Source organism: Actinospineispora acaciae DSM 45401 (genome assembly GCF_000620785.1).
Taxonomy (GTDB): Bacteria; Actinomycetota; Actinomycetes; order Mycobacteriales; family Pseudonocardiaceae; genus Pseudonocardia; species Pseudonocardia acaciae.
Genome location: NZ_JIAI01000008.1, coordinates 150434 through 171221 on the forward strand (window position 1 = coordinate 150434; position 20788 = coordinate 171221).

Below are 20788 nucleotides of genomic sequence, written 5' to 3' on the forward strand. Positions count from 1 at the left end.
GAGTGGACAGCTATGCCGATCGCGACCCCCGAGGTCTACAACCAGATGCTGGACGCCGCGAAGGAGGGCCAGTACGCGTTCCCGGCGATCAACGTGACGTCCTCGGAGACGCTGAACGCAGCCCTGCGCGGGTTCGCCGAGGCGGAGAGCGACGGCATCATCCAGGTCTCCACCGGCGGCGCGGAGTTCCTCTCCGGCACCAAGGTCAAGGAGATGGCCACCGGCGCGGTGGCGCTGGCCGAGTTCGCGCACGTGGTCGCCCCCAAGTACCCGGTGAACGTGGCGCTGCACACCGACCACTGCCCCAAGGACAAGCTGGACGGCTTCGTCCGCCCGCTGCTCGCGGTGTCCACCGAGCGGGTGGCGCGCGGGGAGAACCCGCTGTTCCAGTCGCACATGTGGGACGGCTCGGCCGTCGAGCTGCACGAGAACCTGGCCATCGCCGAGCAGCTGCTCGAGGTCGCGAGCAAGGCCAAGATCATCCTTGAGGTGGAGATCGGCGTGGTCGGCGGCGAGGAGGACGGCGTCGCGGCCGACATCAACGAGAAGCTCTACACGGCGCGCGGCGACTACGAGCTCACCGTGGACGCGCTGGGCGGCGGGGAGCGCGGGCGGTACCTGCTGGCGGCGACGTTCGGCAACGTGCACGGGGTGTACAAGCCGGGCAACGTCAAGCTGCGCCCGGAGATCCTCAAGGAAGGCCAGGAGGTGGCGTCGGCCAAGCTCGGGCTGCCGGCCGGCTCCAAGCCGTTCGACCTGGTGTTCCACGGCGGGTCCGGATCGCTGCCGGAGGAGATCGCAGAGGCGGTCGGCTACGGCGTGGTGAAGATGAACATCGACACCGACACCCAGTACGCGTTCACCCGCCCGATCGCCGCACACATGTTCGGCAACTACGACGGCGTGCTCAAGGTCGACGGTGAGGTGGGCAACAAGAAGGCCTACGACCCGCGCTCCTACCTCAAGGCCGCCGAGACGAACATGGCCGACCGCATCGTGCAGGCCTGCCAGAACCTCAACTCCGCCGGCCGCCGGCTGAAGTGATGAGCATGCACGGCAACCTGCTCGGCCCCGAGCCCACGCTGCTGCCCGCCGACGAGGTCGCCGACGGCGAGCTGGACGGCGGCAAGGACCCGACGGCGGTGGCCGCCGCGCACCCGTCGTCCAGCGCGGCCTGGGCGGCGCTGGCCGAGCGCGCGCTGGCCGACGGCGAACCGGTGGCCGCGTACGCGTACGCCCGCACCGGCTACCACCGGGGCCTGGACCAACTGCGCCGCGCCGGCTGGAAGGGCTTCGGCCCGATCCCGTGGGCGCACCCGCCGAACCGGGGGTTCCTGCGCGCGCTGGCCGCGCTGGCCAAGGCCGCCGACGCCATCTCCGAGGACGACGAGGCCACCCGCTGCCGGGACTTCCTGGCGGACTCCGATCCGGAGGCGGCGACCGCCCTCGGCCTGGCCTGACCGGCACACCCGATAGGCCGACGCCGCCCGCGTCGGTCACGGTTCACTATGCCTATTCGGCATTCACGGCCACCCTCGGTGATCCTCAGGTAGCCTCGGTTGAGTGATATATGGGCCTGCCCACCAGTGCCGGTGTGGCGGACGGTGACGTCGCCGGCCATGGCCCGACGGTGGATTGATCACAGAGCTGAGCCGATCTCAGCTCGGTTCGTGCCGGCCGCCCGAGATCGGGCACCCTGGGCTCCCGACGACGTTGGTCCATTCGGCCGAACATCAACCCCAACCGAGGAGACCGGAAAGTAATCAATATTGGCAACCGGCCCATCGACCTAACCTGAGAAGGGTCGTCCCGACGTCAACGTTCCTGGCACGGAGGTTTCGCTCAACCATGCAGGTCCACCCAGCGGCGGAACCAGCCGAGGCCGACCGGCCGGCGGGCGCCAGTGCCTCCGGCGGGCTCGCGCGCGCCGGCGCGAGCGCGGCCGATCGGGCGCGGGCGAAGCGGTTGCTGGAGAGGCTGACCGTGACCGTCGAGCCGGAGCCGGACCAGCGGCGCCTCGCGGCCTGGGACCGGCTGGTCTCCGGGGCGGTGAACAGCGACGTCGCCCAGCTGTCCGCGTGGGCCACGATCCGCCGCCGAGCCGGCTACGAGCCGCTGTACCTGCTGGCCACCTCCGAGGACACGCTGCTGGGCGGGGCCGCGCTGCTGCGTCGGCGGCTGCGCGGGCTGGGCTGGATCGGCTACCTGCCCTACGGCCCGGTGCTGGCCGAGGACCTGGGCGGGCTGCGCGCCTCGGTGCGCCAGGAGCTGGCCGACGCGCTCACCAAGGTGGCCCGCTCGCACGTCGCGCTGTTCGTCCAGCCGCCGGACGGCGGGGACGACATGACGCTCGACCTGCTGCACCGGGGCTTCCGGTTCTCCCAGGCCGGCATCGCGCCGGCCGCGACCATGCGGGTCGACCTCACCCAGTCCGAGGCGGAGCTGCGCTCCCGGCTGAGCCGGCGGCTGCGCACCTGGACCAGGCAGTGGCCGCAGCGCGGGGTGAAGGTGCGGGTCGGCGACGAGCGCGACGTCCCGCTGCTCGCCCGGCTGGCCGCCAGCACCGCGAGCTACCAGGGCTTCACCCCGTTCCCGGAGGACTACCTGGAGGCCACCTACGCCGGGCTGGCCGGGGAGGGCCACGCGGTGCTGCTGATCGGCGAGCTGGACGGCACGCCGGTCGCCGCCGAGCTGCTCACCGGGTCCGGCGGCGTGCTGAAGAGCCGCATCACCGGGCTGGACAGGTCCTCGGAGCAGGCCGGCAAGCTGAACGTGGCCAGCGCGATGATCTGGGAGGCCATCTCCTGGGGCAAGGCCAACGGCTACCGCTGGTACGACTTCGGCGGGCTGCGCCCGGAGTCGGTGGGCGCGCTGCGCGCGGCCGGCCCGAGCGACCCGGACGGGCTGGCCGGGCCCGACCAGTTCAAGACCAAGTTCGGCGGCGAGGTGCACACCTACCCGCCGGCCGTCGAGCTGATCAAGTCGCGCACCATCCGGCTGGGTTACGACCTGGCGCGGCGGGGCGAGGGCGGGCGCCGGCTGCTCAGCATGGTCCGCGAGACCCTGCGCGGCGGCCGCTGACCTCATCCTGGACCGGCACCAGCAGCCCGGCCACCACCGGGAACGCGATCGACACGGCGAACCCGCCGCCGTAGCTCAGCGCGGCGATCAGCACCCCGAACACCGGCGGAGTGGCGGCGGCCAGCGCGTTCTGCGCGGTGTTCTGCACGCCCAGCGCCCGGCCCGCCCAGGCGCTGCCGGCGCGCTCGGCCACGGCGGTGAACGCCAGCCCGTTCGTGCTGACCGCGAGCATGGTGCTGGCCAGCAGCGCGGCGAGCGCCACCGCCGACCAGCCGGCCAGGCTCGCGGCGGCCAGCGCCAGCAGCGACAGCCCGGTGGCCGCCGCGAGCAGCCGCATCGGCCCGAGCCGGCTGCCCACCCGGTCCGACCAGAACCCGGCCGCCAGCCTGGTCGCCGCGCCGCCGACCTGCGCGAGCGCGAGCAGCCGCCCGGCCGGCACCGGCGCCCAGCCCAGCCCGTCGACCAGGAAGACCAGCGAGTAGGTGGCGATCACGAACTGCGGCACGACCAGCAGCGAGCTGGCCCCGTGGATGCGCCACAGGGTCGGCTCGCGGTAGGGCGAGCCGGCGCGCTGGCCGTCACCGTGGGCGGGACGTTCCGGATCGCGGACGATGACGATCACGAGCGCGGTCGCGACCAGGCAGCCGCCGCCCAGGGCGACCAGCGCGGCGGGCAGGCCCAGGCCGGCGAGCGGGGGCAGCGCCAGCGCGGCGGCGGCCACCCCGAGCGGCTGCGCGCACTGCCGCACCGCCATCGCCCGGCCGCGCTCGCGGGCGTCGAACCAGCCGAGCACCAGCCGTCCGCTGGCCGCGTGCACCGCCGCCGTCGCGGCACCGGCCAGCACCAGCGTCACCGCCAGGCCGGTCATGGCATGCCGAGGGCCGTCCAGCGTCAGCGCCCCGACCAGCAGCGTCGCCCCGCCCAGGCCCAGCCCGCAGCTCAGCACCAGCCGCTCGCCCCACCGGTCGGCCGCCACGCCCCAGAGCAGCAGCGTGCCCAGCAGCCCGGCCACCGGGCAGCCGGCGAGCAGCCCGGCCTGGGCCAGCGTCAGGCCGTCGGCCAGCAGCGCGGGGATGAGGAACGGCGTCCCGTACTGCACGGTGCACCCGGCGGCGACCGCCACCAACCCGGCCACCAGGACCATCCAGCGTCGACTCGGCACATGCCGATGCTAGGCAGTCGTGTCCACGAACTGGTACGTCACTCCTAGTATGTGAGAACCGATTGCGAACGTCGAATGATCCACCCGGCGGTCGTTCCGACGGCTGAGGCAAGATGGCGCTCCGTGACCCAGAGCTTTCCACGGCGGCAGGCCCGTACCCGGAGGTTCACCCTCGGCGCCCCGCGCGGGTTCACCATCTCCCCGGACGGCGCGCGGGTGCTGTTCCTGCGCAGCCGGGACGGCACCGACCCGATCACCTGCCTGTGGTCGGTGGACACCGACACCGGCGAGGAGCGGCTGGTCGCCGACCCCCGGGAGCTCGGCTCGGACGAGGACCTGCCCGCCGAGGAGCGGGCCCGCCGGGAGCGCACCCGCGAGCAGGCCGGCGGGATCGTCGGCTACGCCACCGACAGCGAGGTCACCGTGGCCGCCTTCGCCCTGGGCGGCACGCTCTACCTCGCCGACCTCTCCGGCGGCGCGCCGCGCCCGGTCAGCACCCCGCCCGGGGTGATCGACCCTCGGCCCGACCCGGCCGGGCACCGGGTGGCCTACGTCAGCGGCGGCGCGCTGTGGTGCTACGACCGCGCCACCGGCACCTCGACCGCGCTCGCCGAGCCCGAGTCCGACACCGTCCGCTACGGGCTGGCCGACTTCATAGCGGCCGAGGAGATGGGCCGGATGCGCGGCCACTGGTGGTCGCCGGACGGCTCCGCGCTGCTGGTCGCCCGGGTGGACGACGCCCCGGTGCGCCGCTGGCACCTGGCCGACCCGGCCAACCCGGAGCGCCCGGCCACCGAGCTGGCCTACCCGGCCGCCGGCACCGCGAACGCCCGCACCGAGCTGTACCTGCTGCGCGACAACGGCGGCCGCACCCCGGTGCCGTGGTCCGGCAACGACGCGGAGTACCTGGCCGCCGTGTCCTGGCCGGCCACCGCCGAGTCCGGCCCGCTGCTCACCGTCCAGCCCAGGGACCAGCGGGCGCTGCGGGTGTTGCGGGTGGACCTGGCCACCGGGGCGCTCGCGCCGGTCACCGAGAACACCGACCCGCGCTGGGTGGACATCGTGCCCGGGGTGCCGGCCGTGCTGTCCAGCGGCGCGCTGGTGTGGACCGCCGACTCGGACGACGCGCGGCGGCTGCTGGTCGGCGGCGAGCCGGTGACCCCGCCGAGCCTGCGGGTGCGCGACGTGCTCGACGTCGACGGCGACACCGTGCTGTTCACCGCCAGCGACGACCCGATCGAGATCCGGGTCTGGACCTACCGCCCCGGAGACGGCCTGAACTGCCTGACGCCGCGACCGGGCGTGTTCGGCGGCCGCCGCCGTGGCGGCACCACCGTGATCACCGAACGGACGCTGGACACGGACGGGGTGAGCGTGCGGGTGCACCGGGCCGGCGGCGGCTCGGTGCCGATCGCGTCGCTGGCCGCCGCGCCGGAACTGACCCCCCGGCTGTCCCTGCTCCCCTCGGCGGGCGGCAACGGACACGCCCACGCGCACGCCGAGCCGAGGGCGCCGCGCACCGCCGTGCTGCTGCCCACCGGGCACCGGGCCGGTGCGCCGCTGCCGGTGCTGATGGATCCGTACGGCGGGCCGCACGCGCAGCGGGTCCTCGCGGCCCGGGGCGCGTACCTGACCTCGCAGTGGTTCGCCGACCAGGGCTTCGCGGTGGTGGTCGCGGACGGGCGGGGCACGCCGGGGCGCGGGCCCTCGTACGAGCGGGCGGTGGCCGGGGACCTGGCCACCCCGGCGCTGGAGGACCAGGTCACCGCGCTGCACGCGGCCGCGGCCGCGCATCCCGAGCTGGACCTGTCCCGGGTGGCGATCAGGGGCTGGTCGTTCGGCGGGTACCTGGCCGCGCTGGCGGTGCTGCGCCGCCCTGACGTGTTCCACGCCGCGGTGGCCGGCGCGCCGGTGACCGACTGGCGGCTCTACGACACCCACTACACCGAGCGCTACCTGGGCGATCCGGCCCTGCAGCCGGAGGCGTACGAGCGGTCCTCGCTGCTGGCCGACGCGCCCAAGCTGACCCGCCCGCTGCTGCTCATCCACGGCCTGGCCGACGACAACGTGGTGGCCGCGCACACGCTGCGGCTGTCCGCCGCGCTGCTCGCCGCCGGCCGCCCGCACAGCGTGCTGCCGCTGTCCGGCGTGACGCACATGACACCGCAGGAGGAGGTCGCGGAGAACCTGCTGCTCCTGCAGGTGGAGTTCCTCAGGTCCGCGCTCGCCTCCGGGAGCTAGCTAGGCGCTTGCTAGAGTTAGCACCCATGGACGTGCCCCGAAGTCCCTGGCGCGCGGCGGCCGCGGTGAGCATGGTGAGCGCGCTGCCGCGCGGCCTGGGGCGGACCCGCCTGACGCCCGTGCTGCTCCCCGTCGTCTACCGCGCGGTGATCGTGACCGCCGTGCTCGCCGGCCTGGCCGGCATCGTCCTCGCCGCCGTCACCGCCTGGTGGCTGGGCCTGCTCGCCGTGCTCGTCGCCCCGCCGCTGGTGCTCGGCACGATCGTGCTGGCCCGCATCGGCGCCGAGCTCACCCTCGCCGTCCTGACGGTGACCGACCACGTCGCCGAGCTGGCCGCCGGCCTCCCCCGCCTGGAGAGCACCATGGACGACGTGGCCAGCGACATGCCCCCACTGGGCTTCCTCCGCCGCAACCGCTGACCTCCGTCTCAGCGGCCGGCCGCCCAAGCCGGTGATCATCAGGCCACTACGGTTGCTATAGCACCGGCCAAACAACCGTAGTGGCCTGATGATCTCCCCTACGCCGTTAGACCGACCGTCGGTCTAGCTCGGAATCGGACGGAGGCACACCCACCGCCCACCACCGACGCGCGCTACTCGCCCCGCCACACCGGCGCGCGCTTCTCCGCGAACGCCCGAGCGCCCTCCACCGCATCGGCCGACCTCATCACCGGCTCCGCGATCGCGCCCTGCCGCTCCCACATCTGCTCGCTCGACCAGTCCGCCGACTCCCGCATGATCCGCTTCGACGCCACCACCGCCAACGGCCCGTTCGGCGTGATCCGAGCCGCCAGCTCCAACGCGCCGTCCAACGCCCCACCCTCCGGCACCACCCGGTTCACCAGCCCGTACCGGTACGCATCCGCCGCCGACATGAAGTCCCCGGTCAACGCCATCTCCATCGCGACAACCGGCGGAACCAACCGGGGCAGCCGCATCAACCCACCCGCCGCGGCCACCAACCCGCGCTTGACCTCCGGAATCCCGAACTTCGCCGACTCCGCCGCCACCACCAGGTCACACGCCAACGCCAGCTCACACCCGCCGGCCAGCGCGTACCCCTCCACCGCCGCGATCAACGGCTTGCGCGGCGGCGCCTGCGTGATCCCGCCGAACCCGCGCTCCGGCAGCGTCGGCAGCTCGCCCGTCACGAACGCCTTGAGGTCCATGCCCGCGCTGAACGACCCGCCGGCCCCGGTCAGCACCCCCAACGCCAGCCCGGGATCCGAGTCCAGCTCGTCCATGGCCTCCGCGATGCCCACCGACACCGCCCGGTTCACCGCGTTGCGGGCCTGCGGCCGGTTGATCGTGACGACCAGGACCTGGCCCCGGCGCTCGGTCAGCACCTCATCGGACATCCGCGCTCCTCCTCGCTTCTACCTCACATCGGCCCACGTCGGGGCAGCGCCTCCATGGCGCCGATCAGCAGCTCCAGCCCGAACTCGAAGTCGCCGTCGTGATCGTGCTCGGCCAGCACCGGCAGCAGGTCGCGCACGTTCGTGTAGTGCGCCCGCTCCAGCGCCGCGGCCAGCTCGGCGGGGTCGTCCGGCTCGGGCCGCTGCGCCACGCCGGCCTGGTGCATCAGGTGTCCCAGGACGAACGAGACGAACGTGCGCACCAGCCGTACCGCCACCCGGTCGTCGAAGCCGGCCTTGCGCACGGCGGCCAGCGCCAGCTCCACCGGCAGCAGCCCGACGCTGGACCGAGGCTGGCGGGTGATGACCACCAGCACGCTGCGCGGGTAGCGGCCGGCGATCTCCCGGAACCGGCGGGCCAGCCCGCGGGCCTGGTCGCGCCAGTCGTCGTCCGGGTCGGCCGCGAAGGCCATGTCGGCCATGATGTGCTCGGCCACCCCGTCCAGCAGCGCGGCCTTGTTCGGCACGTGGTTGTACAGCGACATGGTGCCGACGCCGAGCTCGGCGGCCACCCTGCGCATGGACACCGAGTCCGCCCCGTCGCGCTCGATCAGCCGCACGGCGGCGCGCACTATCCGCTCCCGGCTCAGCGGCTCGACCGACTCGCCCACCCGGACACCGTACGGTCTCCCTCGGCCGGCCGCCGCTAATGCCCGCCCTGGTAGTGGTGGGGGGAGTCGCGGTACTCCGGCGGGGGGAGGTTGCGGGCGGGGGTTTCGACCAATGGCGCGTCCGGAGGCAGCTTGCCGCGCGCGCGTCGCCAGGCCGCCCGGGCGCGCGGGTGGTAGCGCCGCTCGAACGGCACCAGCTTCCACACGTTGCGTATCACCAGCCTGAACAACCGGAGCAGCCGTTCGTCCCGCGCGGTCCAGCGGTAGCCGAGCAGCTCGCGGATCGGCGGGTCGTACATGCCGACGGTCAGCCAGACGAACCCCTTGGCGATCGGGACGCGCAGCACCCGCCACACCGCGTCCGGCAGCCAGCTCGCGTGCGGCGGTTTGGCCAGCTCGGAGAGGTCCAGCACGTCCCTGGTGGCCTTGTTGTCCTCCAGCACCTCGGTGCACATCCGGTCCCAGTAGGCCTGGAACGAGGCCCAGTCCGGCGGGATGTCGCGCATCGGCATGCCGTACATGGCGTACCAGCGGATGCCCTCGGCCCAGAGCTGCTCGCGCTGCGCGTCGGTCAGCGGGTAGCCGAGGTAGTCGCTCACCCGGGCGGTGCCCATCACGAACGTGGCGTGCGCCCAGAAGAACACCTCCGGGTTGAGCGCGTTGTACCGCCGGCCCTTCGAGTCCGTCCCGGAGATCCCCCGGTGGTAGTTGCGGACCTGCCGGCCGGTGCTCGGCGCCCGGTCGCCGTCGAACACCACGCCGCCGATCGGGTAGAGCGAGCGGAACAGCCGCTCCCATCGCTCGGTGAAGAAGATGGAGTGCTGCTCGACCGCGGCGCCGAGCTGCGGGTGCATGTTCTGCATCGACCCGGCCCACGGACCCTGCAACAGCCCGCGCCAGTCCCCGAACAGCCGCCAGGTCAACGACTCCGGCCCGAGCGGTGGGTAGCCCGGCGCGTCGTCAACGGGCTGATCCGGCTGGCGGGTCACGTCCTGGGTCATCGCGGCTCCAACTGATGACGGGTGTCATCAGCGTACGATCGACGACACCTGTCGTCAATCACTGATCGTTCGTGGAGGTTCGGCGTGGCCCAGGGGGCGCCCAAGGTGTGGGGCGGCACCACCCTGGACGTGCGCCGGGACGCGCGCCGGCGCCGGCTGATGGAGGTCGGGTTCGAGCTGCTCGGCGGGCGGGGCAGCGCGGCGGTCACGGTCCGCTCGGTGTGCCGGCACGCCAAGCTCACCGACAGGTACTTCTACGAGAGCTTCGCCGACCGGGAAGAGCTGCTGGTCGCGGTGTACGACCAGGTCGCCGAGGAGGCCAGGGACGTGCTCGCCGGCGCGGTCGCGAACGCGGTCACCGGCCGCGGCGAACCGGAGGCGATCGCCAGGGCCGCCGTGGAGTCCTTCCTCGGCCTGATCACCGGCGACCCGCGCAAGGGCCGCGTGCTGCTCCTGGTCCCGATGACCGACGCCGCCCTGAGCGCCCGCGCCGTCGAGCTGATGCCGATGTTCGCCGAGCTGATCAGGGTCCAGCTCGCCGCCAACGGCTCCGCCGTCCCGGATGCCCCGCTCGAGGAACGCATGACCGCGACCGCCCTGATCGGCGCGCTGTCCAACCTGTTCATCCGCTGGCTGGACGGCACCCTGGCCGCCTCCGAGCCCGAACTGACCGACTACTGCGTCCGCATGCTGCTCACCGCGATGCCACTGGCCCGCCCCCGCTGACCGTGTCGACCCGGATCGCCCAGCCGTCGAATCCGTCGGTCTTGACCTCTGCGTCGGTGTCGATCGTCAACGAGCCGACTTGATCCACCGGCGCCTTCGTACGGAGGTTTGCGAAGATCCGCACGGTCGTATCGGACACCTGCACCTGCCCACCGAACCGGACACGGAGCAACGACAGGCCGCCATCGAAGCGCGCGGAGTCGAGTTCCACACGCCCGAGAAACGTCGCCCCGCTGAACAGCACCCGCTTGTACGCATGGACGCCACGCAACCGGCTGGTCCCGAAGAATCGCGCCCGTCGCGCGGTTAACCGGCCGATCGCACGTCCGCGCAGGTCGAGATACTCCACACTCGCCTCGGTCAGGTCGAGGTCGTACCGGTTCGGCTCGGACGCCGACGCACTCGGCAACAGCTCGATGATCAGGTCCTGTGCGGTCAACCGCACGACGCGTTCCCGGTCAGCATCGGCCATCTGCTCGACGGGCCAGGACCCATCGGACGTGGCCTCGGCCAGGTCAGGATCGCGGGGCATGGCCATATAGTTGGGGTGGTTGAACGGTCGGCGCAGGTAGGAACACAGCACGTCGAGCACCGTCTGTGTCCGGTCGGGCCTGTCGCGAGCCACCCCGGCCAGCGCATGCAACGCCCCGACCCGCACCTGGTCGGCATCGTGCCCGAGCAGCTCGACCGCCTTGGCGAACCGCTCGTTCGCGGTCCGCTCCCGGTCCTGCTCCACCCGGTCCCGCTCGACCTGCTGCCGAGCCTCCTCCGTCCGCCGCCGCCGATCGTTGATCCACAACGCGTACAGCGCCAGCACCGCGCCGCCGGCCAGCCCTCCGGTCTTGAGCGCCTCCACCCGAGAGCTGCCCGGATCGGCCAGCAACCACCCGGTGACCAGCAACAACGCCCCTACCGAACCGAGCAGGCTCGCGATCAGCAACCACTGCGGCCGCGCCGCCACCGCCACCGACGCCGCCACTCCGAGGGCCGCCACCGCGACCACCACACCGGGCACAACCAGCCACACAACCCCCACGAGTCGAACATTCTGCCCGCCCGCCGGCCGTCAGTGGGCCGTATCGCGCAAACTCAGCGCTCCGGGAGGCGGGCGGCGCGCAGGGCGGAGCGGCGGATCTTGCCGGCGGGGTCGCGCAGCGGTTCGGGGGTGCGCTCGAACGTGCGCGGGAGCTTGTGCGGCGCGAGCTTGGTACGGAGGTGAGCGGACAGCTCGGCGTCGGTGACCTCGGCGCTGGCCTGGACGATGGCGTGCACGGAGTTGCCCAGGTCATCGTCCGGCAGCCCGATCACCGCCGAGGACGCCACCGCCGGGTGCTCCTCCAGCGCGGCCTCTACCTCGGCCGGGTACACGTTCGCGCCCCCGACCAGGATCATGTCCTCGCGCCGGTCGGCCAGGTACAGGTAGCCCTCGGCATCGAGCCGGCCCATGTCGCCGATGGACTGCCAGCCGTCCCGCTCGCGCGCCCGCGCGCCCAGGTAGCGGTAGGTGCGCACCCCGTCCGGCGGGCGCATCCACACCTCGCCGACCTGGCCGGCCGGCAGCGGCCGGAAGTCGTCATCGGTGATCAGCAGCTCGCCGGAGCTGGGGCGCCCGACCGAGCCGGGATGCCGCAGCCAGTCCTCGCCGTCGATCATGCACACGGCGATCGACTCGGTGCCGGCATAGAGCTCCAGGATCTTCGAAGGGCCGAGCCAGTCCAGCCAGCCGCGCTTGACGTGCTCCGGGCACGGCGCGCCGACGTGCAGCAATGTCCGCACCGACGACAGGTCGGCGCCCGCGCGCACCTCGTCCGGAAGCCGGAGCATCCGCCCCATCAGGGTGGGCACCGCGTACAGCCAGGTGACCCGGTGCTCGGCCACGTGCCGCAGCACGTCGGCGGCGTCGAACCGCTCCATGACCACCACGTGCCCGCCCGCGACCAGCGCGATCAGCGAGAACATGAACGGCGCGTTGTGGTAGAGCGGCGCGGTGACCAGGAACACCTCGTCCGGCGCGATCCGCAGCGCGCCGGCCCGGGCAGTGATCACCTCGGTGGTGCCGGCGCCACCGGCGACGATGATCTTCGGACGGCCGGTGCTGCCGCCCGAGGTCGGCGCCTTCCACGACGGCGGGGTGGCCGGCGGCAGCGGCGCGTCGGAGAGCCTGGGATCGGGCTCGAACCCGGCCGGCAGCCAGGCGCGCGCGGCACCGGCGTCGAGCCCGATCACGATGGCGGGATCGGCGATCTCCACCAGCGCTGCCAACTCCGCCGCCGGCAGCCGCGCGGACACCGGCTGCGGGACGGCGCCGAGCTTCCACGCCGCCACCGCCGCGACATAGAACGCCACGCCGTTGGGCAGCCCGATGGTGACCAGGTCGCCCTCGCGCACCCCGCGCCCGGCCAGCTCGCGGGCCAACCGATTCGACCGCCGCGCCAGCTCCGCACGACTCACCGTGACGCCCGCGCAGCTCACCGCCGGCGCGTCCGGATCAACGGCGGCCAGCGCGTCCAACCCCACGCCGACCGGGGTGCCGTCCTCGCTCGTGTACGCGCCCCACCCGTAACCAGCGAACGGGGTCACGCTGTCGTCAGGCGGCACGCCGTCCAGCATGCCTCCGCCCGCCGAACCCCGCCCGCCGAACAACCCGTGAGTGGCTAGGGCCGCTATGACGGCCCTAGCCACTCACGGGTTCTGATCAGCGGTAACAGTAGGAGTCGGAAGAGGCGTCGCCGCCCTGGAGGCGGACCTGGTGCGCGCGCAGGCCTCGGAACTCGTCGCCGTGCGGGAAGAACCTCGGGTCTACCGAGATCCCGCCGGCCGGGTCGACGTCCAGCTTGGCGGCCCAGGCGCCGACGCCGTCCGGGTAGAACTGGTCGTCCCAGGAGCCGTACAGCGAGTTGGTCAGGTACACCCGCCGGCCGTCCCTGCTGACCTCGACCATCTGCGGCCCGCCGGCCAGCGGCAGCTCGGGCGCGCCCGGGTGCGCGGCGCGGCGCACGATGCCGCCCAGGTGCACCGAGCCGATCTCGCGCGGGTGCGCCGGGTCGGACACGTCGTACTGCTTGAGCTCGCCGGTGCCCCAGCAGGAGACGTAGAGCCGCTGGTCGTCCACGGACAGGTTGATGTCCGTGACCAGCGGCGGGACCGCCTTGAACGGCTTGAGCGCGGGCGGCAGGTCGTCCTCCTCGGCGGGCTCGGCCGGGATCGTGATCACCTTGTCCGCCGCCCACCGGTCGCCGTCGAGGTACCAGCGCCACACCGAGGCGGACAGGTCGGCGGTGGAGATCACCACGCCGGCGAACCCGTGGCTGCCCTCCGGGTCGTGCGCCGGGCGCAGCTCCAGCACCATCTGGTGCTCGGCGCCGAAGTCGATCTCCTGCTGGTGCACGCCCTTGGCCAGGTCCCAGAAGTGCAGCTTGTGGCCGTACTTGTTGCCGAGCAGCAGTTCCGGGTTGATCCCGTCCTCGATCATCGACGGGGTGCCCCACTCGCTGGTGACCAGCGTGTTGCGCCGCAGGTGCCACCAGGCGTCGTAGGCCAGGTACTGCGGGCCTCGGTCGGTCTCCCAGGCGCGCAGCACGTCGAACGTGTTGTGGTCGAGCAGCGCGATCCCGCCGGGGCCGTCGCCGTTGCTTGAGGCGCCGCCAGACCCGAGGCAGGACAGAAACAGCCCGTCCGGGCCGCAGTGCAGGGTGTGCGGGCGCGAGTAGCCGGCCTTGCTGGCCAGCTCCTCGGCGGTGATCGTCTTGACCAGCTTGGGCTGCGCCGGGTCCGGCTGGGTGTCGTAGACGTGGATGTTCGAGCTGCGCAGCCCGGGCAGCAGCAGGTAGCGGCGCTGCAGGCCGTCGGCGCCGTGGTCGTGGCCCTCGTGCAGCAGCGCGCTGGAGCAGGCGTTCCAGCCGAAGTGGTGCAGCTCGTCGCCCCTGGTCGGCAGGTCGGTCCAGCCCACGATCCGTCCGTAGCCGGAGGACTCGGGATCGACGTCGAGCACGGTCAGCGCGTCGGGCTTCTCACCGGCGCGGTCGAACGCGACCACGTAGGCGAGCTTCTCGGCGGGCGCGGCGGCGGCCTCACCTGGGGTGCGGTAGAAGGTCGGGTCGGTGTGCGTGGTCATGCGCTCGGGCTCCTGTCGTCGATGGGCTGATGGCTACCGGCAAGGACGACAGGAACTGGCGCACACCCTGAGCAGGTCGACATACAGTCGCCGTACGAGCACCGCGGGCATGGGTATCACCCAAGCGGGCCCGGCCGCCGCAGGCAACCCTCCCGTCGCGCCCCCGCCCGCCCAAGTTCCCGCGAGTCGGGCGTTTCAGCACATCGAGTCGCGCGTTTCGGCACACCGCGTCGGGTGGAGGGTCGCGGGGGCCTCGCCGCCGTGTCGAGCCCCGGGCGGGGCAGCGGCGAGGCCCCCGCGCCGCGCTGGCGTTCGAGTTGTCGGAAACGATCACCAAGCGCGGGTCTGAGGGGGAGCGGTCAGGCGGCGACCGGGGTCCGCGCGGCGCGGGCGGCGGCGAACCGCTCGGCCACGTCGCCCCAGTTCACGATCGTCCACAGGCCCTTCACGTAGTCCGCCTTGACGTTGCGGTACTGCAGGTAGAACGCGTGCTCCCACATGTCGAACACGAGCAGCGGCACCGCCGACATCGACATGTTCGCCTGGTGGTCGTAGAGCTGGTGCACGATCAGCCGCTGGCCGATCGGCTCCCAGGCCAGCACGCCCCAGCCCGAGCCCTGGATCGTGGTGGACACGGCGGTCATGTGCGCGCGCAGCTTGTCCGCCGAGCCGAAGAACTCGTCCACGGCGGCGGCCAGCTCGCCGTCGGGGTTGGCGGCGGCGCTGGACGGCGAGGTGAGGTTCTTCCAGAACACCGTGTGCATGGCGTGCCCGGCGAGGTTGAACGCCAGCGTCTTCTCCAGCCCGACGATCGCGCCGAAGTCGCCGTTCTCCCGGGCGGTGGCCAGCTTCTCCAGCGTGTCGTTCGCGCCCTTCACGTAGGCCGCGTGGTGCTTGCTGTGGTGCAGCTCCATGATCTCGCCGCTGATCGCGGGCTCCAGGGCCGCGTAGTCGTAGTCCAGCTCTGGCAGGACGTACTCCGCCATCGGTGTGTGCTCCTCAGTGCCTGACTCTGGTATTTGCAAGACGATTGCAACATAGTCCCGGCGGTATCCCGGTGCCAGGGTCGCGGCCGGTGTGTGAACCCTCATGCCGATTCGGCACGCCCGACCGGGCGACACCGGATCAGGCACGCCGGGCACCGCCGCGGCTCAGATGACGGCGTCGCGCTCCCGCCGGCTCGCGCGCAGCCGGCGCAGCATCCGGGCGTCGGTGAACCCGACCTCGTGGGCGGCGGAGTCCTGCGACCAGCCCTGCTCCAGCAGCGCGCCCGCCCGCTCCAACCGCAGCTCGTGCTGGTAGCGCAGCGGGGTGATCCCGGTGGCCGCCCGGAAGTGCCTGGTCAGGGTGCGCGAGCTGACGCCGAGCAGGCCGGCCAGCTCGTCCAGCGGGAGCGGCTCGGCGAACCGCGCGTCGAGCACGTCCTGGGCGCGGTGGACCACGTCGGCGAGGTGGTCTCGGTGCCGCAGCATGGCGCTGGCCTGCGGCGCGGCCCCGTTGCGGCGCGCGGAGACGACGAGGGAGCGGGCCGTGCGGGCGGCGACGGCGGGCCCGTGGTCGGTGGCCACCAGGTGCAGCGCGAGGTCGATGCCGCTGGCGATCCCCGCGGAGGTGAACACCCGCCCATCCGCGACGAACAGGACGTCCCGCACGACCTTCACGGCCGGGTAGCGCCGCTCCATCTCGTCCTGCACCTCGTGGTGCGTGGTGGCCCGCCGCCCGTCGAGCAGCCCGGCGTCGGCGAGCGCGAACGAACCGGCGCAGACGCTGACCACCCGGCCGCCCCTGGCGTGGTGCGCGACGATCCGGTCCAGGGTGTCCCTCGGCGTCGGCCTGGCCGCCCGCCCGGCGCCGACCTGCCAGCCCGGCACGATCACGATGTCGCGCGGGCGGGTCGGTGGCCAGCGTTCGTCCACGACCAGGCCCAGGCCCTGGTGGCTGTGCACGACCCCGCTGGTCGAGGTGTACGCCAGCCGGTAGGCGCCGCCCAGCTCGCCGGCCGTCGAGAACACCTGCGCCGGGCCGGCGAGGTCGAGCAGGTGCACGCCCTCGGACAGGGCGAACACCACGGTCCTCGGCTCGGCCGTCATGATCCGGTCAGGACGCCCGCGCCTGTGCTCCGAGCACCTGGTCGACGCTGACGACCTCGGCGAACCGGTCCTGCAGGGCGCTCGCGGTGTGCCGCTGGACATCCTCGGCGCTGAGCTCGCCGGCGCCGTCGAACCGCTCCAGGGGCTGGGTGGCGGTGGCGTCGAGCACGAACCGCACCCGGTAGCCGAGGTCGCTGGCCAGCCGGGCGGTGGTCTCGCAGCACTGCTCGGTGCGGATCCCGGTGACCAGGACGTCGGTGATGCCGCGCGCGGTGAGCTGTTCGCCGAGGTCGGTCGTGGTGAACGCGTTGTGGCTGGTCTTGTACAGCACCGGCTCGCCACCGCTCGGCGCGAGCCCGGGCAGCAGCCGTACGTGCCCCAGCTCCGGGTCGAACTCCGTGCCGGTGCCCGGCTCGCTGTGCAGGATCCAGACGACCTGGTCACCGTGGTCGCGGGCGTGCTCGACCAGCCGGGCGACGCGGTCGGCGATGTCCGGGGCCGAGATGCGCGCCCAGTCCTCCCGCTGCCGGAAGGACTCCTGGACGTCGATCACGAGAAGCGCTGTGGCCATGGCCCCGATCCTGCCGGGGCGCGTCGACGTCCGGCAGGGCCGATCGAGGCCGCGACCGGAACGATCCGGTCACGGACGCGCCCCCTGCCGGCCGACCCCGGGCGTCCGCGCTGGTGTGCTGAAACGCCCGACTCGGTGTGCTCAGACGCCCGACTCGCGGAGCGGTGGGTACGGCGGTCGGTTAGATGTCGGCGGTTTCGAGGTCCTCCGTTTCTCCTCGGATGGGCAGGGTGGCGAAGATGGCGGGGGGTTCGCGCCACAGGTCGGCCTGGCCGTTGCGCGCGGTCTCGATGGCCCGCCATACCCGTTCCGGCGTGCACGGCATGTCGACGTGCCGCACGCCGAGGTGGGCCAGCGCGTCGACCACCGCGTTCTGCACCGCCGGGGTGGCCCCGATGGTGGCGGCCTCACCGATGCCCTTGGCGCCCAGCTCGTTGAGCGGGGTCGGCGTCTCCGTGCTGGCGACGTCGTAGTTGGGCAGGTCGGCGGCGGTGGGCACGGTGTAGTCGGCGAGCGTGCCGGTGGTCGGGTTGCCGTCGGCGTCGAACCTGACGTGTTCCCACAGCGCCTGCGCGATGCCCTGGGCGATGCCGCCGTGTTGCTGTCCGCGCACGAGCAGCGGGTTGAGCACCCGGCCGCAGTCGTCCACCGCGAAGTGCCGCAGCGGCGTGACGAACCCGGTGTCGGTGTCCACCTCGACCACCGCGACATGGCAGCCGAACGGGAACGTGGGCCCGCCCTGATCGACGTCCAGCTCGGCGGCGAGCGGCTTGCCGGCCTCGGCCGCGGCGGTGGCCAGCCGCGCCCAGCTCACCGTCCGGTCCGGCACGCCGGCCACGCCCACCTGTCCGTCGTCCGTCACCTCAATGTCGTCGGCCGAGGCCTCCAGCAGCTCGGCGGCCAGCTCGCGGGCCTGCTCGAGCACCTTGGCGGCCGCGCCGTACACCGCGCTGCCGCCCAGCTGCAGCGACCGTGACCCGCCGGTCCCGCCGCCGCGCGGCACCACCGCCGTGTCCGCCTGCACGAACTTGATCTGCTCGATCGGGATGCCCAACCGGTCGGACACCAGCATCGCGAACGAGGTCGCGTGCCCCTGGCCGTGCGCGGAGGTGCCCACGGCGGCCGTGGCGGTGCCGTCCTCGTGCACGGTGACCGAGCCCCACTCCTCGGAGCCACCGCCGGCCGTGATCTCCACGTAGCTGGCCAGCCCGATGCCGAGCTGACGGCGGTCGCCCGACTCCCGGCGGCGGGCCTGCTCGGCGCGCAGCGTGTCGTAGTCGGCGATGCGCAGCGCCTCGGACAGGGTCATCTGGTAGTCACCGCTGTCGTAGCGGGTGCCGACCTCGGTGGTGAGCGGGAAGTCCTCGGCGCGCAGGAAGTTGCGCCGGCGGATCTCGACCGGGTCGATGTCCAGCTCGGTGGCCGCCAGGTCGATCACCCGCTCCAGCAGCGCGCTGGCCTCCGGGCGGCCGGCGCCGCGGAACGCGCCGACCGGCGTGGTGTTGGTCACCGCGACCGCCACGTCGAACCCGACCTTGGGAATGCGGTAGACGCCCTGCGCCATGGCGTAGCTCGGACCCATGGCCAGCGCGCCGCCGAAGCCCGCGTACGCCCCGGCGTCGCCGATCAGCCGGATGCGCAGGCCGGTGATGGTGCCGTCGCGGCGCAGGCCCAGCTCGGCGTACTGCACCTGGGCTCGCCCGTGCGGCATGCCGACCAGGTTCTCCGAGCGGGTCTCCACCCACTTCACCGGACGGCTCAACTTCTGTGCCGCCGCCACCGCGATGCTGTGCTCGGAGACGATGCCGGCCTTGCCGCCGAACCCGCCGCCGACGTGCGGCGCGATCACCCGGATCCGCTCCTGCTCGATGCCGAACAGGACACCGGCCAGCCGGCGCCAGGCGTGCGGCATCTGCGTGGACACGTACACGGTGAGCTCGTGTTCCTCACCGGGCTTGCCGGGGATCACGGCGATCGCGTTGCCCTCCATCGGGACCACCGCGAGGCGCTGGTTCTCGATGCGGGCGCGCACCACCACCTCGGCGTCGGCCAGCGGATCGTCCTTCGGCGAGGAGCGGATGCCGGCCGCCAGGTTGCCGCCCAGCTCCTCGAACTGGGCGGGCGCGCCCTCGGCCAGCGCCTCCTCCGGGTCGATCGCGGCGGGCAGCGGGTCGTAGTCGACCTCGACCAGCTCCACCGCGTCGACGGCGGCCGTCTTGGACTCGGCGACCACCACCGCCACGATGTCGCCGACGAAACGGACCTTGCCGCGCGCCAGTGGCGGGCGGGCGCACGTCTCGTTGACGGGTATGAACGAGTGGTGGGCGGGGATGTTCAGGTCGTCGGCGGTGAATACGGCGACGACACCGGGCGCGGCGGCGGCCTCGGTGACGTCGACCCCGGAGATTGTGGCGTGCGGCAGGGGGGAGCGCACGAAGGCCAGGTGCAGCACGTCGGCACCCAGCTCGAGGTTGTCGACATAGGTGCCCTCGCCGCGCATCAGCTCGGGATCCTCGACGCGGCGGACCTCGGTACCCAACAAAGAACCAGCCATGAAGTCGAGCCTAATGCTGATCGGAAGATCCGGCTTGACGCTATCCACAGGTTGAGCGGATGCCGCCCCATTAGGCGCATTGCACCGGGCGAATGCCTGGTATAGCGCGTAAAATGCGCCGGTAGGCCGATCTTCTCGGTGTTATCCACATTCGCCCCGCCGGTCCCCCCGTTCCCGGCATTTCCCCGAACCAGCCTCTTCGATCACGGCCGGGCGCTACGGTGCTCGGCATGAACGCGGACGGCGCCGTCTCCACCCCCGTCCGCGGCGGGTCGGCCGAACGCGTCCACCGGTGAGCGCGCCGGCCGGCGCCATGGCCCGCCCGGTCCACCTTCCCGACGTGCGGCTCTCGACCGTCGAGTTCGATGCCTGCTGGGAGCTGCTCGGGCTCGGGAACACCCCGCTCACCCTCGACCTGCCCAGCCCGGGCCGGACCTGGCGGGAACGCCGCAAGGTCCTCTCCTCCGTGCTGGCTGCGCTGCGCGGGCGCGGCCTGGCCGACCGGTCCGCGCCCGGCAACATGGTGGCCGGCCCGCTGCGACTGCTCGCCCGCCCGGACTACCAGCTCGACCTGCGGCTGGACCGGCGCGGCGGGCAGGACTCGCGGGCCGGCGCCATGACGGCCATCGCCGCGGCCGCCGGCGGGTACGGCGTGCTGCTCGCCCAGCATCGTGACGAGATACGGCTGCGCCCGGTGCGGCCTGCGCAACTGGTTCCTTCGGTGGTCGGGCTGGCCGGGCCGATGACGGCCGCGGCCGGGCGCGTGGTGAACATGCCGGCCGAGGTGTTCGACGCGGCCAGGGAGGCCACCACTGACGGCAAGCTGTGGACCATGGCCGACCAGCTGGTAGCGCGCGGCATACCCCGGCTGGACGCGGCGGCCTGGGTACGGATGTGCACCGGGATCGTCTCCGTCGGCCGGCTCGGCTCCGCGTTCTGGACCGACGGGGTGCCCCGGTTCGGGCCGTGGGTGATCGGCTTCCACGGCACCGAGGCCGGCCATTTCCTGCAGCTTCGCCGGCCGGGACCGGGCGGCGAGACGGTCACGGTGTGCCCGCTGGACGCGCCGGGACTGGCCAGGTTGGCCGGTGAGCTGCTCGCCGAGGGGGCCTAGTTCGCCCGGCCTGTGGACAACCCCCGGCGCCGCCGGCCGAACCGTGGTTGGCTTGACGCCACGAGCCGCACGACCGTGCGGACGCCGAGCGAGCCGAGGGAGGGACATC

18 protein-coding genes are annotated in these 20788 nt (G+C 73.0%); 7 read left to right on the plus strand and 11 right to left on the minus strand.

Annotation, left to right across the window (positions count from 1 at the left end; translation table 11 throughout):
* Window positions 1-12: 12 nt before the first annotated feature.
* The 3 genes from fbaA (at window position 13) to N912_RS0130870 (ending at window position 3081) form a co-directional block, all read left to right on the plus strand.
* Window positions 13-1044 carry a class II fructose-bisphosphate aldolase gene (gene fbaA / locus N912_RS0130860; protein WP_028925425.1) on the plus strand — a complete coding sequence of 344 codons (1032 nt, stop codon included), beginning with the start codon at window positions 13-15 and terminating at the stop codon, window positions 1042-1044.
* A gap of 5 nt (window positions 1045-1049) precedes the next feature.
* Window positions 1050-1460 carry a DUF3151 domain-containing protein gene (locus N912_RS0130865; protein ID WP_028925426.1) on the plus strand — a complete coding sequence of 137 codons (411 nt, stop codon included), beginning with the start codon at window positions 1050-1052 and terminating at the stop codon, window positions 1458-1460.
* A gap of 388 nt (window positions 1461-1848) precedes the next feature.
* Window positions 1849-3081 carry a lipid II:glycine glycyltransferase FemX gene (locus N912_RS0130870; protein WP_028925427.1) on the plus strand — a complete coding sequence of 411 codons (1233 nt, stop codon included), beginning with the start codon at window positions 1849-1851 and terminating at the stop codon, window positions 3079-3081.
* On the opposite strand, the gene N912_RS0130875 is transcribed toward N912_RS0130870, so the two are convergent.
* Window positions 3044-4243, minus strand: a complete 1200-nt coding sequence (locus N912_RS0130875; RefSeq protein ID WP_028925428.1) for an MFS transporter — start codon at window positions 4241-4243, stop codon at window positions 3044-3046. The two genes, N912_RS0130870 and N912_RS0130875, sit on opposite strands and share 38 nt — an antisense overlap.
* A 75-nt stretch (window positions 4244-4318) precedes the next feature.
* Here N912_RS0130875 and N912_RS0130880 point away from each other — a divergent pair, with 75 nt between their 5' ends.
* Window positions 4319-6484 (plus strand): prolyl oligopeptidase family serine peptidase, encoded by a 2166-nt coding sequence (locus N912_RS0130880; protein WP_211261454.1) that lies wholly within the window; start codon window positions 4319-4321, stop codon window positions 6482-6484.
* A gap of 26 nt (window positions 6485-6510) precedes the next feature.
* Window positions 6511-6903, plus strand: a complete 393-nt coding sequence (locus N912_RS0130885) for a DUF4282 domain-containing protein (protein WP_156994161.1) — start codon at window positions 6511-6513, stop codon at window positions 6901-6903.
* A gap of 173 nt (window positions 6904-7076) precedes the next feature.
* On the opposite strand, the gene N912_RS0130890 is transcribed toward N912_RS0130885, so the two are convergent.
* From N912_RS0130890 to N912_RS0130900, 3 genes are read right to left on the minus strand one after another with little or no spacing between them, the layout of a single operon-like run.
* On the minus strand, window positions 7077-7841 hold the full coding sequence (locus N912_RS0130890) for a crotonase/enoyl-CoA hydratase family protein (protein WP_028925431.1): 765 nt from the start codon (window positions 7839-7841) through the stop codon (window positions 7077-7079).
* Between the two features lie 23 nt (window positions 7842-7864).
* Complete coding sequence (locus tag N912_RS0130895; RefSeq protein WP_028925432.1) at window positions 7865-8509, minus strand: TetR/AcrR family transcriptional regulator C-terminal domain-containing protein; 645 nt, start codon at window positions 8507-8509, stop codon at window positions 7865-7867.
* A 35-nt stretch (window positions 8510-8544) separates the two neighbouring features.
* Window positions 8545-9510: an oxygenase MpaB family protein gene (locus tag N912_RS0130900; protein ID WP_037067493.1), complete on the minus strand. Its 966-nt coding sequence runs from the start codon at window positions 9508-9510 to the stop codon at window positions 8545-8547.
* 84 nt (window positions 9511-9594) lie between these two features.
* Between N912_RS0130900 and N912_RS0130905 the strand changes: the two genes are divergently transcribed.
* A complete protein-coding gene (locus tag N912_RS0130905; protein WP_028925434.1) occupies window positions 9595-10236 on the plus strand; it encodes a TetR/AcrR family transcriptional regulator in 642 nt (213 codons plus the stop codon).
* On the opposite strand, the gene N912_RS0130910 is transcribed toward N912_RS0130905, so the two are convergent.
* The 7 genes from N912_RS0130910 to N912_RS0130940 form a co-directional block, all read right to left on the minus strand.
* Complete coding sequence (locus tag N912_RS0130910; RefSeq protein WP_156994162.1) at window positions 10205-11242, minus strand: pentapeptide repeat-containing protein; 1038 nt, start codon at window positions 11240-11242, stop codon at window positions 10205-10207. The genes N912_RS0130905 and N912_RS0130910 overlap by 32 nt on opposite strands.
* A gap of 83 nt (window positions 11243-11325) precedes the next feature.
* Window positions 11326-12834 carry an AMP-binding protein gene (locus N912_RS0130915; RefSeq protein WP_245645524.1) on the minus strand — a complete coding sequence of 503 codons (1509 nt, stop codon included), beginning with the start codon at window positions 12832-12834 and terminating at the stop codon, window positions 11326-11328.
* A gap of 97 nt (window positions 12835-12931) precedes the next feature.
* Window positions 12932-14350 (minus strand): selenium-binding protein SBP56-related protein, encoded by a 1419-nt coding sequence (locus N912_RS0130920; protein WP_028925437.1) that lies wholly within the window; start codon window positions 14348-14350, stop codon window positions 12932-12934.
* Window positions 14351-14709: 359 nt separating this feature from the next.
* Window positions 14710-15336: a superoxide dismutase gene (locus N912_RS0130925; protein WP_028925438.1), complete on the minus strand. Its 627-nt coding sequence runs from the start codon at window positions 15334-15336 to the stop codon at window positions 14710-14712.
* 165 nt (window positions 15337-15501) lie between these two features.
* Window positions 15502-16440, minus strand: coding sequence for a GlxA family transcriptional regulator (locus N912_RS0130930; RefSeq protein WP_037067494.1), 939 nt, complete (start codon window positions 16438-16440; stop codon window positions 15502-15504).
* Window positions 16441-16447: 7 nt separating this feature from the next.
* Entirely contained in the window at window positions 16448-17011 is a 564-nt protein-coding gene (locus N912_RS0130935; RefSeq protein ID WP_028925440.1) for a cysteine hydrolase family protein, read from the minus strand.
* Window positions 17012-17192: 181 nt separating this feature from the next.
* A complete protein-coding gene (locus N912_RS0130940; RefSeq protein ID WP_028925441.1) occupies window positions 17193-19565 on the minus strand; it encodes a xanthine dehydrogenase family protein molybdopterin-binding subunit in 2373 nt (790 codons plus the stop codon).
* A gap of 292 nt (window positions 19566-19857) precedes the next feature.
* Here N912_RS0130940 and N912_RS0130945 point away from each other — a divergent pair, with 292 nt between their 5' ends.
* Window positions 19858-20679, plus strand: coding sequence for an ESX secretion-associated protein EspG (locus tag N912_RS0130945; RefSeq protein ID WP_028925442.1), 822 nt, complete (start codon window positions 19858-19860; stop codon window positions 20677-20679).
* Window positions 20680-20788: the final 109 nt, after the last annotated feature.